Source organism: Janthinobacterium lyxosi (assembly GCF_051380665.1).
GTDB lineage: Bacteria > Pseudomonadota > Gammaproteobacteria > Burkholderiales > Burkholderiaceae_D > Janthinobacterium.
The window spans coordinates 119,339-134,683 of record NZ_JBNYXM010000016.1; the positions used below are offsets into that span (position 1 = coordinate 119,339).

Annotated in this window: 15 protein-coding genes; all 15 read left to right on the forward strand. The window is 65.7% G+C overall.

Annotated features, from left to right (window positions below; genetic code table 11):
• Window positions 1-62: 62 nt before the first annotated feature.
• The 15 genes from ACQ4WP_RS18265 to ACQ4WP_RS18335 all read left to right on the forward strand — a co-directional run bounded on the left by ACQ4WP_RS18265 (window position 63) and on the right by ACQ4WP_RS18335 (window position 15,283).
• Entirely contained in the window at window positions 63-791 is a 729-nt protein-coding gene (locus ACQ4WP_RS18265; RefSeq protein ID WP_436523052.1) for an ABC transporter ATP-binding protein, read from the forward strand.
• Complete coding sequence (locus ACQ4WP_RS18270) at window positions 788-2,275, forward strand: ExeA family protein (RefSeq protein ID WP_436523054.1); 1,488 nt, start codon at window positions 788-790, stop codon at window positions 2,273-2,275. The genes ACQ4WP_RS18265 and ACQ4WP_RS18270 overlap by 4 nt, the downstream gene beginning before the upstream one ends.
• A 107-nt stretch (window positions 2,276-2,382) precedes the next feature.
• Window positions 2,383-4,344 carry a pilus (MSHA type) biogenesis protein MshL gene (gene mshL / locus ACQ4WP_RS18275; RefSeq protein ID WP_436523056.1) on the forward strand — a complete coding sequence of 654 codons (1,962 nt, stop codon included), beginning with the start codon at window positions 2,383-2,385 and terminating at the stop codon, window positions 4,342-4,344.
• Entirely contained in the window at window positions 4,341-5,729 is a 1,389-nt protein-coding gene (locus ACQ4WP_RS18280) for a tetratricopeptide repeat protein (RefSeq protein WP_436523058.1), read from the forward strand. Before mshL ends, ACQ4WP_RS18280 begins: the two co-directional genes overlap by 4 nt.
• Window positions 5,730-5,734: 5 nt before the next feature.
• A complete protein-coding gene (locus ACQ4WP_RS18285; protein WP_436523060.1) occupies window positions 5,735-7,438 on the forward strand; it encodes a GspE/PulE family protein in 1,704 nt (567 codons plus the stop codon).
• Window positions 7,438-8,643, forward strand: coding sequence for a type II secretion system F family protein (locus ACQ4WP_RS18290; RefSeq protein ID WP_436523062.1), 1,206 nt, complete (start codon window positions 7,438-7,440; stop codon window positions 8,641-8,643). The genes ACQ4WP_RS18285 and ACQ4WP_RS18290 overlap by 1 nt, the downstream gene beginning before the upstream one ends.
• Before the next feature lie 7 nt (window positions 8,644-8,650).
• Window positions 8,651-10,234, forward strand: coding sequence for a hypothetical protein (locus tag ACQ4WP_RS18295; protein WP_436523064.1), 1,584 nt, complete (start codon window positions 8,651-8,653; stop codon window positions 10,232-10,234).
• Window positions 10,231-10,914, forward strand: coding sequence for a hypothetical protein (locus ACQ4WP_RS18300; RefSeq protein WP_436523066.1), 684 nt, complete (start codon window positions 10,231-10,233; stop codon window positions 10,912-10,914). The genes ACQ4WP_RS18295 and ACQ4WP_RS18300 overlap by 4 nt, the downstream gene beginning before the upstream one ends.
• Entirely contained in the window at window positions 10,911-11,348 is a 438-nt protein-coding gene (locus ACQ4WP_RS18305) for a hypothetical protein (protein ID WP_436523068.1), read from the forward strand. Before ACQ4WP_RS18300 ends, ACQ4WP_RS18305 begins: the two co-directional genes overlap by 4 nt.
• The gene (locus tag ACQ4WP_RS18310) at window positions 11,345-12,067 is read left to right on the forward strand and encodes a hypothetical protein (RefSeq protein WP_436523070.1); all 723 of its coding nucleotides are present in this window, start codon (window positions 11,345-11,347) and stop codon (window positions 12,065-12,067) included. The genes ACQ4WP_RS18305 and ACQ4WP_RS18310 overlap by 4 nt, the downstream gene beginning before the upstream one ends.
• Window positions 12,064-12,774, forward strand: coding sequence for a type II secretion system protein (locus ACQ4WP_RS18315; protein ID WP_436523072.1), 711 nt, complete (start codon window positions 12,064-12,066; stop codon window positions 12,772-12,774). Before ACQ4WP_RS18310 ends, ACQ4WP_RS18315 begins: the two co-directional genes overlap by 4 nt.
• 11 nt (window positions 12,775-12,785) lie before the next feature.
• Window positions 12,786-13,553, forward strand: coding sequence for an ABC transporter permease subunit (locus tag ACQ4WP_RS18320; protein WP_436523074.1), 768 nt, complete (start codon window positions 12,786-12,788; stop codon window positions 13,551-13,553).
• Complete coding sequence (locus ACQ4WP_RS18325; RefSeq protein ID WP_436523076.1) at window positions 13,553-14,299, forward strand: hypothetical protein; 747 nt, start codon at window positions 13,553-13,555, stop codon at window positions 14,297-14,299. Before ACQ4WP_RS18320 ends, ACQ4WP_RS18325 begins: the two co-directional genes overlap by 1 nt.
• A gap of 86 nt (window positions 14,300-14,385) precedes the next feature.
• A complete protein-coding gene (locus tag ACQ4WP_RS18330; protein ID WP_436523078.1) occupies window positions 14,386-14,958 on the forward strand; it encodes a prepilin-type N-terminal cleavage/methylation domain-containing protein in 573 nt (190 codons plus the stop codon).
• Between the two features lie 130 nt (window positions 14,959-15,088).
• The gene (locus ACQ4WP_RS18335; protein WP_436523080.1) at window positions 15,089-15,283 is read left to right on the forward strand and encodes a YgiW/YdeI family stress tolerance OB fold protein; all 195 of its coding nucleotides are present in this window, start codon (window positions 15,089-15,091) and stop codon (window positions 15,281-15,283) included.
• Window positions 15,284-15,345 lie beyond the last annotated feature (62 nt).

Genomic DNA, 15,345 nt, shown 5'->3' on the forward strand with positions numbered 1-15,345 from the left:
CCACCTGCGCACGTGGCAATAATGGCGGTCGTACGCCTTCTTGCCTGCCGACCATTGCCCCTATGAACGCTTGCGCCATCGAGTTCCACAACGTGCATCTGCAGCTGGCGGGTAGCGCCGTGCTGCGCGGCGTCGACCTGCAGGTACGCGCGGGGGAACTGTTCGGTCTGGTCGGCGTGAATGGCGCCGGCAAGACTTCCCTGCTGAAATGCCTGCTGGACTTTTGCACGCCCGAGCGGGGCGAGATCGCCATTTTCGGCCAGCCGCACCGGCACGGCGCGGCGCGCCAGCCCTTGTCGTTTCTGCCGGAACGTTTCCAGGCGCCCTATTACCTGACGGGCGGCGACTTCCTGCGCTACCTGTCGCGCCTGCACAATGTGCGCTGCGATGCGCAAGCCGTGCAGCAAACCCTGGGCGCGCTGGACCTGGCGCCGGACGCCTTGCTGCGCCCTGCGCGCGACTATTCGAAAGGCATGATGCAGAAGCTGGGGCTGGCCGCCTGCTTGCTGTCGGGCAAGCCGCAACTGGTGCTGGACGAACCGATGAGCGGACTCGACCCGAAGGCGCGCGCGCAGTTCAAGCAAGTGTTGCGGCAAGCGCGCGCGCAGGGCCGCGGCGCCCTGCTCACGTCGCATGCGCTGGCCGACGTGGAAGAATTGTGCGACCGCATGGCCATCCTGCATATGGGCCGCATCGTGTTTACGGGCACGCCCGCCGAATGCCGCGCGCGCCATGGCGACACGATGGATGCCAGCCTCGAGCAGGCTTTCCTCAATTGCATCGCGGCATGAACGCCGACACGCAGGTCTCCCAGCACTACGCGCCCTCCCCGCACGGCATGTATTTGCCCCATTTCGGCTTGCGCACGGCGCCGTTCGGCATCACGCCAGACCCGGCCTTTTTTTATACGGGCAATACACGGGGCGAACTGCTCGCCGCGCTGCTGTATGCCGTCACGCAAGGCGAAGGCATCATCAAGCTGACGGGCGAAGTGGGCAGCGGCAAGACCATGCTGTGCCGCATGCTGGCCGAACGCCTGCCGCCCCAGGTCGACGTGCTGTACCTGCTCAATCCCCGCCTGGAGCCGGATGAAGTCCTGCATGCCATCGCCGCCGAACTGGGCCTGGCGCTGGACGGCTGCCGCGCCGACGCCGTGCTGCGCGCCCTGCACGGCGAGCTGATCGCCCGGCATGCGGCAGGGCGGCAGGTCGTGCTGCTGGCAGAAGAGGCGCAGGCCATGCCGGGCGCCACGCTGGAAGCGCTGCGCCTGCTGACGAACCTGGAAACGGCCAGCCACAAGCTGCTGCAGATCGTCCTGTTTGGCCAGCCGGAATTGCAGCACACTTTGGACTTGCCCCAGTTCCGCCAATTGAAGGAACGCATCACTCACAGTTTTACCGTGCCGCGCCTGCCGCAAGCCTTGCTGGGCGACTATCTGGCATGCCGCCTGGCCGCCGCCGGCCGCATGGCGCCGCTCGTTTTTACACCGGCCGCGCTGCGCCGGCTGGCCCGCGCTGCGCAGGGCCTTGTACGCAGGGTCAATATCCTGGCCGACAAAGCCTTGCTGGCAGCGTTTGCGGACGATGCGCAGGAAATCAGCGCGCGCCACGTGCGCCTGGCCATTGCCGACAGCCCCTTTCACCGCCCGCCCTGGCATGCGGGCAAGCTGCTGGCGGGCGCCTTGAGCGCACTGATGCTGGTACTGGCCGCTGCGCTGCTGTGGCAATGGCTGGCAGCCAGCCAGGGCCAGACAGCGGCGGGGATGGCGCCGCCGTCCAGCCACCCGTCCAGCACTATCCCGCACGCCGATGCCCGGGCGGCAGCATCGTCAACACTGCTCGACAGCAAGCTGGCCGAATCACGCGACTGGCTGGCACAGCAAGGGCCGCAGCAACTGGTGCTGCAGATCGCCAGCCTGCCTGCCAGCGAGACAGCCGCGGCAGAAACCTTTTTGCAGCAGGCGCAGCAAGCCATCGGCCTGCGCGACATCCATGTCTTTCGTCTGCCTGGCGCGTTCCCAGAAAATATCCCGCCCAATACGCCGCCCGGTACACCGTCCGAAGCGCGGCAAGCGACGCCACCGCAGGCGCCCACCGGCGCCGCAGCGCGCCTGACCATCGTCTACGGCAGCTTCGCCGACCAGGCCAGCGCCGAAGCCGTTTGGGCCAGGCTGGCCCAGGCGTCGCCACAGAAAATATTGCTGAGCGACATAGACAGTATCCGTACGGAAATGAAAGCCATGGCTGCGGCAAAAAAGGGACGTGGTACACCCTGACTTTATTTCTGCATATTGCCTCCCAAGCCTGCACAGCCGATTGCTTTTAGGCCATCATGCTGGGTAAAATTACAAAAGCACAACACGACTCCAAGGGCGAACTTTTCATGAATCAACACCCTATTCCTGTGCTGGCATCTTGGGTCGCCCTCGCCTGCAGCACCATGCTGGCCGGCTGCGCCGCACATCAAACGCCGCTGTCGCCTGCCCACCTCGATGCCGTGGCCCGCCCAGCCGGCATCATTCCCGAACCGGTGCAGCAAAGCAGCGCGCTGGCCGCACCCCTGCCCGCGCCCAAAGTGGAAACCTACAGCGTCACCGTGCACAAGGTGCCCGTGCAATCGCTGCTGTTTGCGCTGGCGCGTGACGCGGGCATGAATATCGACATCCACCCGCAGATCGAAGGCAGCGTCACCCTGAATGCACTGAACCAGACCCTGCCGCAACTGTTGGCGCGTATCGGCAAGCAAGTCGATATGCGCTACGAAATCGATGACAAGAACCTGACAGTACTGCCCGACGCACCCGTATGGCGCAATTACAAGGTCGATTACGTCAACATGGCGCGCAGCACCAACAGCAGCGTGAATATCGCCACACAAATCTCCACGGCGGGCGGCGGGTCGAACAACGCCAGCAATCCCGTTGGCAGTACGCAGGGCAGCGGCGGCAGTGGCAATAACAATTCGACCACCCTGGTGGTGAATCGTTCGGAAAATAATTTCTGGTATAGCCTGGAAAAAAATATCCGCGACCTGCTGCGCGAGACCACGCTCAACGACGTGCAGGTGGACCCGCTGGCGCAGCTGAACCAGCAATTGACGAGCATGCCCGGCCAGCAGGGGCAGCAAGGACAGCAGGGGCAGCCGCAGAACCAGGCGGGCAATCTCCCGGCGACGGGCGCGGCGGGCCAGTACGGCGCCCAGCCGCCGATGCAGAATGGCGGACAATATGCACCTGCGCCGGGCCAGCAAGTGGCCAGCCAGAACGCGAATCCTGGCCAGCCGCTGGACGCGAACGGCATGCCGCTGTTAAAACTGGCCAACAAGGGCAGCCCCTCGTCCGTGGTCGTCAACGTGGAGGGCGGGCTGATCGCCGTGCGCGCCACGGGGCGCCAGCACGAAAAGATCGCCGAATTCCTCGATGCAGTAGTGCACAGCGCCAAGCGGCAAGTGCTGATCGAGGCGACCATCATCGAAGTACGCCTGAGCAATGAATACCAGCAAGGCATCAACTGGTCGCGCCTGACCGGCAGCCTGCAGCTGCGCCAGGGGCAAGTGGGCACGGCAGCCCTGTCCAGCGGCGTCACGCCGAACGCCACGCCGGGCATCTTCCTGCTCAATTATCTGAAAGACAGTTTCTCCACCACCATCCAGCTGCTCGAATCGTTCGGCAAGGTGAAAGTGCTGTCCAGTCCGAAGATCAGCGTGCTCAACAATCAGACGGCCATGCTGAAGGTAGTCGACAACAATGTCTTCTTTACCATCAAGGTGACGCCCGCCGTGATCAGCTCGACCGGCACCATCACCACGCCGGCCACGTATGAATCGAAACTGGAAACGGTGCCCGTCGGCTTCGTCATGAGCGTCACGCCGCAGATTTCCGACAGCGATGAAGTGACCTTGAACGTGCGTCCCACCATCACGCGCATCGTAGGCTACGTGCAAGACCCGAATCCGGCCCTCGCCACGGCGAATGTGCAAAGCCGCGTGCCCGTGATCCAGGCGCGCGAGCTGGAATCGATCATGAAAGTGGGCAATGGCCAGATCGCCGTGATGGGCGGCCTGATGCAGGATTCCATCGACAATGCCAAGGATGGCGTGCCGGGCCTGTCCAGCCTGCCTTTGGTGGGCAATTTGTTTACCTATCGCAATGAGGCGAGCAGCAAGACGGAGCTGGTGATCTTCATGCGCCCCGTAGTGGTCAAGGATGCCAGCGTCGATGGCGATTACCGCGACTACCGCTACCTGCTGCCTGGCCAAGCGCCGCTCAACAGCCAGCCATACACGGATGGCCCGCCAGCTGCGGCCACTCAGCCGCAGGCACGCCTGCAGGGAGACCTCCCATGAGTTTGCTGATGCAGGCGCTCAAGAAGGCCGAGCGCGCCAAGCAGAACAGTCTTTCCGACGAGGAACTGGAAAAGCCGTCCGAAGCCTACGACCAGGTGCTGGAACTGGCACCGGCCGATGCCCTGCCGCTGCGTCCCGTGCCTGCCCCGCCGCCCGTGCCGCCGGCCAGCAACTTGAGCCTGGAACCGCTGCCGGATGCACCCGCGCCGCCGGCGCCCAGTGGCGCCCAGCCGGGGTCACAGCCTAGTCCGCCTCCCGAGCCACCGCGCGCGCGTGCCGAGCCGCCCCCCGCCCGGCCACGCGCCAGCCGCAGCAATACGCCGCCGAAAGGCCCCACGGGGCCCATCAGCGTCGACCCGGCCACCGTGCGCCTGGCTGTGCTGCTGGCGATCCTGCTGCTTGTGGCCGCTTCCATGGCATATTGGTACTGGCGCGCCAGCAACAGCCCCGGCGCAGGCGCCAACCTGCCCGGCGTGCCCATGCCGCTGACGGATGCCCCAGGCACGGCCGGTGGCGCCGCTCCCATCGTGGTGGTACCGGCAACGGGCGCGGCGCAGCCGGACGCCCCGCCCGCACCCGCCACCTTGCCGCCGGACTACCCGCGCGACGCGCGCCAGCCAGCGGGTGCGGCAGAGCAGCAGGCAATGAATCAGCAGGCGATGATACAGGCGGCGGCCCAAGCCGCCGTGGCAGCGCAACTGGCGCACATGGCGCCGCCCGCCCCGCCCAGCCTGCCGCCCGTGGCCGCGCCCGAGAATAGCCAGATCCAGGTGCAGCGCAGCGTTGCCGCGCCGCAAATCAACCCCGGCGTGCAGCAAGCCTACCAGGCCTTCAACGGGGGCCAGCTGGGTCTTGCTCGGCAACAATATGAAACCGTGCTGCGGCAGGATGCGAATAACCGCGACGCGCTGCTGGGCCTGGCGGCCGTGGCCCTGCGCGAACACCAGGGCGCGCAGGCGGCAGCGCTGTACGTACGTTTGCTGGAAATCAACCCCGACGATGGCGAGGCGCTGGCCGGCCTGATCGGCCTGCGCCAGGGCGACGTGGTGCTCAGCGAGGCAAAACTGAAAGCCATCCTGGCGCGCAGCCCCGACAGCGCCCCCGTGCTGTTTGCACTGGGCAACGTGTATGCCAAGCAACGCCGCTGGAACGAAGCGCAGCAGCAATTTTTCCGCGCCTACGGCGCCGCGCCCGGCAATCCCGACTATGCCTTCAACCTGGCCGTGGGCCTGGACCGGCTGAACCAGCCCAGGCTGGCCGCCACGTATTACCAGCGCGCCTTGACCCTGGCGCAAACCACGCCCGCCGCCTTCGACCGGGCCGTGGTGCAAACGCGCTTGCGCGAACTGGCCGACCCGGCCACCATCACACCCCGTCAAGAATAAGCGACATGGCAGAACAGGCAAAACTTCCCCTCGGCAAGCTGCTGATCCAGAAAGGCGTGATCAGTGAAGACCAGCTGCGCATTGCGCTGATCGAGCAGCGGCGCAGCAGCGAGCCGCTGGGCAAGCTGCTCATCACTTTGGGTTTTGTTACGGAAGCGACCGTGCGCGAGGCGCTCAGCGAAAACCTGAAACAGGTCAGCGCGGACCTGGCTAGCCTGGTGGTCGATGCCATTGCATTAAAACTGATCCCGAAGGACGTGGCCAAGCGCTACCGCGTGTTTCCCATCGTGTACGAGCGGCAAGCCGACAACCTGATACTGGCCATGGCCGACACCAGCAACATCGTGGCGCTCGATCAGATCAGCGCCATGCTGGTCAAGGGCATCACGATTTCCACCGTACTGGTCAACGAATCGGATATTTCGCGCGCCATCGACCAGTACTATGGTTTTGAATTGTCGATCGACGGCATCCTGCATGAAATCGAAACGGGCGAAGTCAGTTATCAAAGCATGGCTTCGCCGTCGGACGAGTACAGCCAGCCCATGGTGCGCCTGATCGACGCGCTGCTGGCCGACGCCGTGCAGAATGGCGCCTCGGACATCCATTTCGAGCCGGAACAGTCGTTCCTGCGCATCCGCTACCGCATCGACGGCATCCTGCGGCAAATCCGCAGCCTGCACAAATCGTACTGGCCGGCCATGGCCGTGCGCCTGAAGGTGATGTCGAACATGAATATCGCCGAGGCGCGCGCGCCCCAGGATGGGCGCATCAGCATCAAGTTTTCTGGGCGGCAAATCGACTTTCGCGCCTCGGCCCAGCCCACCACGCATGGCGAAAACGTCGTGCTGCGCGTGCTGGACCGGCAAAAAGGCATCGTCCCGCTGGATGCCCTGGGCCTGGCCGAGCCGGAACTCAACTTGCTCAAATTAATGATCGCGCGTCCCGACGGCGTGATCCTGGTGACGGGCCCGACGGGCAGCGGCAAGACCACCACCCTGTATTCGATACTCAACCATATCAATACGGAAAGCGTCAACATCATGACCCTGGAGGACCCGGTCGAGTATCCGATGAACATGATACGCCAGACCTCCGTCAACGAATCGGTCAAGCTGGGCTTTGCCGACGGCATCCGCTCGATGATGCGACAAGACCCGGACATCATCCTGGTGGGCGAGATCCGCGACCGCGAAACGGCGGAGATGGCCTTTGCCGCCGCCATGACGGGCCACCAGGTGTATTCCACCCTGCATACAAGCTCGGCCATCGGTTCCGTGGCGCGCCTGCTCGACATCGGCATCCTGCCCGACATCATGGCCGGCAACATCATCGGCATCGTGGCACAGCGCCTGGTGCGCCGTTTGTGTCCGCATTGCAAGGAAACGCTGATCGCCGATGACGTCGAGCGCCGCCTGCTGGGCCTGGCAAAGGACGATGCGCCCGTGTCCGTCTGCCGCGCCGTCGGCTGCGAGCGCTGCGCGCACCAGGGCTACAAGGGCCGCCTGGCCATCATGGAAATCCTCAAGATGACAGCCGAACTCGATGAATTGACGGCGCGCCGCGCCAGTTCGCGCGAATTGAAGAACGCGGCACGCGCGGCCGGCTTCAAGGGCATCGTCGACGACGGCATGCGCCGCGTGAGGGAAGGCGTGACGACCCTGGAAGAAGTGGGTCGCGTGGTCGACCTGACGGAAAGGCTGGCCTGATGGCGCAATATGTCTACCGCGCCATGGATGCCGCCGGCGAGCTGATTCCCGGCAGCATGGAGGCGGCCAACGTGCCGGATCTGGAAGCGCGTTTGCACCGCATGCAACTCGACTTGGTCGACTGCAAGATCACGGGCCAGTATCTGGTGCTGCTGGGCAAGCGCATCATCCACCGCCGCGACCTCATCAATTTCTGCTTCCACATGGAGCAATTGACGGGTGCCGGCGTGCCCATCCTGGAAGGCTTGAACGATTTGCGCGAAAGCACGGATCACCCGCGCCTGCGCGAAGTCGTCACGGATCTCATTGAAAGCATCGAGGGCGGCCTGCCCCTGTCGGGCGCGCTGGCCCAGCATGGCGACATCTTCGACGCCACGTTTACCAGCCTGATCCTTGCGGGAGAACAAAGCGGCAGGATCGCCGAGGTGTTCAAGAACCTGTCGGAAAGCTTGAAGTGGCAGGACGAGCTGGCGTCGCAAACGCGCAAGATCGTCATGTACCCCGTCATCGTGGCCGTCGTGGTGGCGGCCGTAACGTTTTTCCTGATGATTTATCTCGTGCCCCAACTGACGGCCTTCATTCGCAACATGGGCGGCGAGCTGCCGCTGCATACGCGCGTGCTCATTGCCGTATCGAATGTCTTCATCGCTTACTGGTACCTGCTGCTGACCTTGCCCGTGCTGCTGTTCTTCGGCCTGCGCGCCCTGATCCGCCGCAGCGAGGCGGCCCGTTATGCCTGGGATGGCTTGAAACTGCGGCTGTGGCTGGTCGGGCCCGTGCTGCACAAGATCATCCTGGCCCGCTTCGCCACGTTTTTTGCCCTGATGTATGCTTCCGGCATCACCATACTCGAATGCATACGCCTGTCCGAAGGCATCGCCGGCAACCAGGTAGTGGCGGCCGGCCTGCGCCGCGCCGCCCAGCTGATCAGCGAAGGCTACGGCGTCACCGCTGCCTTCCAGCACACGGGCATCTTCCCGCCGCTGGTGATCCGCATGCTGAAGGTGGGCGAGGCAACAGGCTCACTGGACACGGCCTTGCGCAATGTCAGTTACTTTTACAACCGCGAAGTGAAGGAATTGATCGAAAAAGTGCAAGCCATGATCGAGCCGGCCATGACGGTCATCCTGGGCCTGCTGCTGGGCTGGATCATGCTGTCGGTGCTGGGGCCGATTTACGACACCATCAGCACACTCAAGACCTGAGGCCGCCGTGTTCCGCAAACAATTACTCTACATTACCAGCGACGCCCTGTGCGCCTACGACTGGGACCACGGCGTGCTGGGCCAGGGCCACACCTTCCCCGGCAGCGCAGCCGGGCTGGACGACTTCGTCGCGTGGCTGGAAGATACACAGGCACGGCGGCTCGATGTACCCGCCTACCTGCTGACAGACCTGATCGAGGAAGATTTCCAGCGCCAGCTGCTGCCCCACGTGCGCGGCAAGGCGGGGCGCGCCTTGCTGGAGCGGCGCAAGCAGCAATTGCACCGCGATACGCCCTACCGGGGCAGCACGCTGCTGGGCCGTGAAAGCACGGGCCGCCACGACGACCAGGTGCTGTTCTTTGCGCTGACCAACCCCACCTTGCTGCAGCCGTGGACGGAGGCGCTTGAGCACTTGCGCGTGCCCGTGGCCGGCATCTATTCGACCAGCCTGCTGAGTATCGCCCTGGTGAAAAAGCTGTCGATCGCGCACGAACACCTGCTGCTGGTGACGCAGCAATCGGGCGGCTTGCGGCAAAGCTATTATGAAAAGGGCCAGCTGCGCTTTTCGCGCCAGACCCTGGCCATCGCGCTCGACGGCGTGGCCGTGAATATCGCGCTGGAAACGGAAAAGACGCGGCAATTTCTCACCAGCACGCGTATGCTGGCGCGCGGCGACGTACTCAATACCGTCATCCTGGCGCCGGGCGCGCAGATCGCCAAGCTCGAACTGCTGTGCGACAACGGTGTCGAAGTGGCTTACCACTTCATCGACCTGCAACTGGCCGGCGAACGGGTGGGCTTGTGCCGGACGCCAGCGCTGGCCGACGAATTGCTGCTGACCTTGCTGGGCAAGCATCCGCCGCCCAGCCACTATCCGCCCGGTGCGCTGGCCCGCTACTACCACTTCCAGCGCGCGCGCAACACGCTGTATGGCGCCAGCGCGCTGATCGGTGGGTCGGCCGCCCTGTGGTGCGCGATTAACTTGCTCGGCGGCATAGCCGACGGTGCCAGCACGCGGCGCATGGCGCAGGAAACGGCGTCCTACCAGGAACGCTACCGCAGCGTCATGTCGACGCAGCCGCCGGCGCCGGCCAAGACGCAGAACATGAAAGTGGCCGTGACCCTGGGCCAGATGATCGCCAGCCAGGCGCCGGAACCGGGCCGGCTGCTGGGCATGCTGAGCGCCGCGCTGGAGCAGGCGCCGCAGGTTGCGCTCAGCCAGCTGCACTGGCATGCAGGCCCGGCGCCCGCGCGCGCGGCCGGCAGCCAGCCAGCGCAGCAGCAGCAGCAGCAGCAGCAGCAGCCGGGCGCCGGCATGCAGGGCGGCAGCACCCTGGCAGGCATTCCCGTCGCGCCGTCGCAGGCGCTGCGACTGGAAGCAGACGTGGCCATGCCGAACAACGATTACCGCGCCGCACTGGCCGCCATCACGGCTTTCGCGCAAACCCTGGCGCGCCAGCCGGGCTTGCAGGTGACGATAGCGGAAACGCCGCTGGACTTGCGCCCCAGCGTGGCCCTGTCCGGCAAGAGCGCCGCGCCGGCACCGGACAGCCAGGCCCGCTTTACCCTCTTGCTCGCGTGGCAGCCATGAGCGGCCCCGTCAAGCAAGCGCCCCTGCCCGGCATGCAGCGGGCCGGCACGCCCACGCGCACCCTGCCCGCCTGGCTGGGCGAACTGCACCTGGTGCGCAACGCCCTGCTGTGCTTTGCACTGACCCTGCTAGCCAGCCTGGTGCTGCTCAGTCTGAGCGCCGCCTATCGCATGCGTGAAGCACAGCAGCTAGACATGGCGCGCCGCACGCGCTCGGCGGCCACCACCCTGTTCAACCACGCGGAGGCGGAAAAGCAGGAAATCCGCACCTACGAACCGCAATTCCTGGCCCTGCGCCAGCGCGGCCTGATCGGCGAAGAAAACCGCCTGGCCTGGATCGACGCCATCCGCCGCAGCCAGGAACAGCGAAAATTATTGCCGATCAGCTATGACATCAGCCCGCAGCAAGGGCTGCAAGTGCCATTGCCCATGGTGATGGGGCAATATCATCTGCGCGGCAGCCGCATGCGCCTGCAGATGGATTTGCTGCACGAGATGGATTTGCTGAACCTGTTGAACGATTTGCGCCAGGCCGGCTATTTCGCCGTGCAGGATTGCACGCTCAAGCGCCAGGCAGCAGCCGGGGCCGGCAGTGGCGCGACGCCCACGCTGGGCGCCGAATGCGAACTGCTGTGGCTGACCCTGGGCAGCATGGCCGTGCCCGAACTGGAGCGGCCATGAAGCGCACCCTCGTCCTGCGCACCCTCATCCTGTACGCACTGCTGGCCGGCAGCGTGCTCACGGCCCGCGCCCAGGCACCGCAGTTGGGGCGATTATTCCTGTCGCCCGAGCAGCGCGCCCAGATCGATGCGCAGCGCTACGGGCCGCCGGCGGCCGATCCCGCCCTGGCGCCGCCCCCGCCACCGCCACCGCCACCACCCGCCCCGCCCGTGGAATTGAATGGCGTGGTGCTGCGCAGCAGCGGCCGCTCCACCGTCTGGCTGAACCAGGAAGCGCAGAACGAACCGCACAACCGCCTCGCGCGCGACAAGTCCGGCGCATCCGGCACCCTGACCTTGCGCCTGTCGACGGGCCAGGTGGTACTGCTGAAACCTGGCCAGCGCTACGACCCGGCCAGCGGCACGGTCACCGAGGCACAGGAGGCGCAGCCATGACGCCACCACAGCCACATCGCCAGCGCGGCGCCGCCCTGTTGCTGCTGGTGGCCGTGCTGGGCCTGGGCGCGGCCAGCCTTTTGATCAGCGCCTTCGGCCGCAAGTCGGGCGAGGCTGAACGCCAGCAGCGCACCCTGGCCACCCTGGCGCAGGCGCGCGAAGCCTTGCTGGGCTTTGCCGCCACGCAAGGCCGCCTGCCCCGTCCGGCCGCCTCCGCCCTCGACGGGCGCGAGCGGGCCGCCGACTGTACTGACGACGCCGAGTGCAGCGGCTTCCTGCCGTGGGTGGCGCTGGGCGTAGCGGGCAGTGACGCTTGGGGCAAGCTGCTGCGCTACAGCGTCACGCCGGAAATGGCGCGCGCCCCCATCGTCTCGTTTTCCGCCGTCGCCAACCGCGTCGTGCTCGATCGCAACGCGCGCGGCGAATTCGCCTTCGTGGCGGGCCAGGCACTGTGCGACGTCAGCGCCCAATGCCTGCCTGCCGTGCTGTTCTCGCAAGGCAAGGATCATCACGGCACCGCTGCCAGCGGCGTGACGCAGATCAATACGGCACGCGGCAATCTCGATGAAGCGGCCAACCACAGCGCCAGCCGCAGCTTCATTGCCCGCCCCGCCACCGAGCTTGCCACGCTGCCCGGTGGCGCCTTTGACGACATGCTCACCTGGATTACCTTGCCCACCCTGTACCAACGCATGCGCGCCGCGCGCAACCTCCCATGAGCGCCCTCCATTCGCGCCGCCAGGGCGGCTTTTCCCTGATCGAGATTGCCATCGTGCTCGTCATCGTCGGCCTGATGATAGGCGGCCTGGTCACGCCGCTGACGGTGCAACTGGAACAACGCAAGGTGACCGAGACGCAACAGGCGCTCAATGAAGCGAAGGAAGCGCTGACGGGCTACGCGCTGCGCTACGGCTACCTGCCCTGTCCCGCCATCTCTGCCGGCAATGGCCTGGAAGACCGGCGCGGCGTCCGCTGCAATGGTGAAAAACGCGCCGGTTTCCTGCCGTGGGCCACGCTGGGGCTGCGTCAAGGCGACAGCTGGAACAATCTGTTCCGCTACAGCGTGACGCCGGCCTTCAGCGACAGCGGCCAGCTCTTCAGCCTGTCCACGCCGCGCGACATCAGCATCGTCACGCGCAATGGCGGCGCGCTGCTGCAGGCGACGGCGCTGAACGACATCCCCGCCATGATCATGTCCCACGGCAAGAACGGCTTTGGCGCCACGAGCGAGCAGGGCCAACGCCAGGCTGTGCCTTTCGGCAACAATGTCGACGAGCGCAACAATGCATCGAACGCCACCACCTTCATCAGCCGCGCCGCCAGCGGCCCGCAGCAGCCAGGCGGCGAGTTCGACGACCTCGTCGCCTGGGTGTCGCCGAATATCCTGTTCAACCGCATGGTAGCGGCACAAAGGCTGCCCCGCTGATGCGCCTGCCCATGCTCCAGCCCACCCTCACAATCGCCCGCTACACGCTGCTCGAAGCGCTGCGCAGCCGCCTGCTGTGGCTATTCGTGCTGGCCGCCTGCGGCGCCGCCGCCCTGGCCGGTTTCCTGCAGCAACTGGCGCTGACGGAAAGCGGCGCCGTGCAGGCGGCGCTGCTGGCGGCCACCTTGCGCCTGGCCAGCGTCTTCCTGCTGGCCACGTTCATCATCACCAGCATGGCGCGCGAAGCGGCCGACCGGGGCCTCGAGTTGCTGCTGGCCCTGCCCATGCCGCGCGCGGCCTACCTGTTGGGCAAACTGCTGGGCTACGCAGCGTTGGCGGCCGTGCCCGCCTTGCTGTTCGGCCTGTTGATGGCGCTGTTTGCCGCGCCCGCGCACAGCGCGCTGTGGGCGCTGTCGCTGCTGGGTGAATTGTGGATCGTCGCCGCCTTCAGCCTGCTGTGCGCGGCCAGCCTGCAGCAGGCCCTGCCCGCGCTGGCCGCCACCGGCGGCTTCTATGTGCTGGCGCGCATGCTGGGCAGCCTGCAACTGCTGGCGCACGGCCCGCAGGCGGGCGATTCCCTGGCACAGCGGGTCACGGCCGGCGCCATCGACGTGCTGGCCCTGCTCTTGCCCCGCCTCGACGCCTTTACGCGCACGGAATGGCTGCTGTACGCGACCGGCGACTGGCAAGCCCTGGGCCGCGTGACGGCGCAGACAGCCATCTATGTCGGCTTGCTGGCCAGTTGCGCGCTGTGCGACTTTTACCGCCGCAACATCTGATGGCCAGCGCCCAACGCCCCTGGTCGAGCGTGCCGCGCCCCCTATGCTGGCTGCTGGCCGCATGCCTGCTGCTGCAACTGGGCTGGCGCCTGGCGCAGCAGCACGCTCCCGCCCAGGCGCAGCCCCTGCCTGCGCCGCCGCCGGCGGCCGTGGCGCGCCTGGCCAGCCTGGGCGAGCCGCTGGCGATGTCGAAGGCCATGCTGCTGTACCTGCAATCATTCGAAGACCAGCCCGGCGTCAGCCTGCCGTGGCGCCAGCTCGACTATGAACGCCTGGCCGGCTGGCTGGACACGGCGCAAACGCTCGATCCGCGCAGCCAGTATGCGCTGGTGGCCGCCAGTATCGTGTATGCGGGCGTGACCGATCCGCAGCGCGCGCGGCGCATGCTGGACTTTGTCGCCGCCAGCTTTGCCGCCGACCCGCAGCGCCGCTGGCCCGCCATGGCGCAGGCGGTGCTGGTGGCGAAGCACCAGCTGCACGACCTGCCGCTGGCGCTCAGCTACGCACGCGAACTGCGCCAACTGGCGACGGGGCCACACGTGCCAGCCTGGGTGCGCGAAATGGAAGCGTTCATCCTGGAAGACATGGACCAGCTCGACAGCGCCCGCCTGGTAATCGGCGGCCTGATCGCCAGCGGCCAGATCAGCGACCCGCACGAGCTGGCTTTCCTGGCGCGCCGGCTCGACGAACTTGCCAAGCAACTGAGCAACCAACTTGCCGCAAAGAAAGCGACGATGGCGCCGTGACCCGCCACCCGAAATGCCACGCTCCCGATAACATTTGCAGTAAACTGCCATACCAAGCCCCAGCACTTTTTTCCAAGGAAATCCCCATGCTCCCACGTCGCCAGCACGGCTTTACGCTCGTAGAAATCGCCATCGTCCTGGTCATCATCGGCTTGCTGCTCGGTGGCGTGCTCAAGGGGCAAGGCTTGATCGACAGCGCCAAGGTAAAAAACATCATCCAGCAATCGAATGCGCTGACGGCTGCCGTCAACGCCTACCAGGACAAATTTCGCGCCCTGCCCGGCGACGATATCCAGGGCACCACGCACGTGCCCAATTCGGCCGGCAATGGCAATGGCGACGGCCAGATCGGCGATGGACAGCCGCGCGAATTCACCTTGGCGCCGCAGCACCTGGCGCTGGGCGGCTTCATCACGGGTTCCTACAACGGCACCTCGCAATTCATGACCAGCGCCCAAGGCGGCGCCGTCTACCTGTACAACGATGAAGTGGGCGGCCGCGCCGGCAATGGCATCCGTTTCGACAACTTGCCCGAGAGCTACGCCGAGCAGATCGACAGCAAGCTCGACGATGGCGTGGCCAGCACGGGCAGCGTGCGGGCAAACATGCCATATGGTAACGCCGGTGCCATCATCCCCCGCACCGCCGTCTTTTTCTGAGCCGCCAGTCACTGTCAAAGCAATGCCATCTCACTGCATCGCACACTCATCGTCTCGCTGGCCGCCGCCAGCGCCTTGCTGGCCGGCGTGACTGCCATCCTGAAAAAATCCCGTCGACGACCAGGCCGTCGTGCTGCGCGGCCACCTGCTGCGCAAAGTGGGCAAGGAGAAATACACCTTCTCCGACGGCACGGCGGAAATCCGCGTGGACATCGATGACAAGGTCTTCATGAACCGCAAGATCGACGCCAGGCCTCAGGTGGAAATCCGTGGCGAAGTGGAGGAGACTTCATGGAAAGCCCGGAAATCGATGTCGATGTGCTGACCGTCGTCCCGTAAGCTTCCTTGCCATCCCGCCGCCACGGCGGAATGCGCACCTCGCCCGCC

Coding starts and splice junctions, on each gene's coding strand:
- ACQ4WP_RS18265 (WP_436523052.1), top strand. CDS start 63: ATGAACGCTTGCGCCATCGAGTTCCACAACGTGCATCTGCAGCTGGCG.
- ACQ4WP_RS18270 (WP_436523054.1), top strand. CDS start 788: ATGAACGCCGACACGCAGGTCTCCCAGCACTACGCGCCCTCCCCGCAC.
- mshL (WP_436523056.1), top strand. CDS start 2,383: ATGAATCAACACCCTATTCCTGTGCTGGCATCTTGGGTCGCCCTCGCC.
- ACQ4WP_RS18280 (WP_436523058.1), top strand. CDS start 4,341: ATGAGTTTGCTGATGCAGGCGCTCAAGAAGGCCGAGCGCGCCAAGCAG.
- ACQ4WP_RS18285 (WP_436523060.1), top strand. CDS start 5,735: ATGGCAGAACAGGCAAAACTTCCCCTCGGCAAGCTGCTGATCCAGAAA.
- ACQ4WP_RS18290 (WP_436523062.1), top strand. CDS start 7,438: ATGGCGCAATATGTCTACCGCGCCATGGATGCCGCCGGCGAGCTGATT.
- ACQ4WP_RS18300 (WP_436523066.1), top strand. CDS start 10,231: ATGAGCGGCCCCGTCAAGCAAGCGCCCCTGCCCGGCATGCAGCGGGCC.
- ACQ4WP_RS18305 (WP_436523068.1), top strand. CDS start 10,911: ATGAAGCGCACCCTCGTCCTGCGCACCCTCATCCTGTACGCACTGCTG.
- ACQ4WP_RS18310 (WP_436523070.1), top strand. CDS start 11,345: ATGACGCCACCACAGCCACATCGCCAGCGCGGCGCCGCCCTGTTGCTG.
- ACQ4WP_RS18315 (WP_436523072.1), top strand. CDS start 12,064: ATGAGCGCCCTCCATTCGCGCCGCCAGGGCGGCTTTTCCCTGATCGAG.
- ACQ4WP_RS18320 (WP_436523074.1), top strand. CDS start 12,786: ATGCTCCAGCCCACCCTCACAATCGCCCGCTACACGCTGCTCGAAGCG.
- ACQ4WP_RS18325 (WP_436523076.1), top strand. CDS start 13,553: ATGGCCAGCGCCCAACGCCCCTGGTCGAGCGTGCCGCGCCCCCTATGC.
- ACQ4WP_RS18330 (WP_436523078.1), top strand. CDS start 14,386: ATGCTCCCACGTCGCCAGCACGGCTTTACGCTCGTAGAAATCGCCATC.